Origin of the sequence: Endozoicomonas atrinae (assembly GCF_001647025.1) — a bacterium.
Lineage (GTDB): Bacteria > Pseudomonadota > Gammaproteobacteria > Pseudomonadales > Endozoicomonadaceae > Endozoicomonas > Endozoicomonas atrinae.
This window is the reverse complement of sequence record NZ_LUKQ02000908.1, coordinates 1-251: the sequence shown is the minus strand read 5'-3', so window position 1 is coordinate 251 and position 251 is coordinate 1. Positions and strand designations below refer to the sequence as shown.

Annotated in this window: 1 pseudogene; it reads right to left on the bottom strand. The window is 45.4% G+C overall.

From position 1 onward, the window contains the following. Positions 1 to 125: 125 nt before the first annotated feature. Positions 126 to 251: pseudogene (locus AK963_RS31690) on the bottom strand (transposase); the annotation flags it as partial.

The window sequence follows — 251 nt, the reverse complement described above, 5'->3', positions numbered from 1 at the left end:
CGAGAAATGGACCATGCCGATCAGGAACTGGAAAGCAGCCATGAACCGGTTTGAAATTATGTTTCCTGACCGGTTCAAGGAGTAATAGTTTTGGTGGCGTTTACACAGAATTATTTACAGGCTCGCACAGAAAGCCAGAATTTGGCACCTTCTGTTTCGGCAAGCCAAAGACCCAAAAGTTCCTTATGGCCTTCAGTGTTCACGCCAAGAGCAACATACACGGTTTTACGAATAACCCGTTTATCCTGATG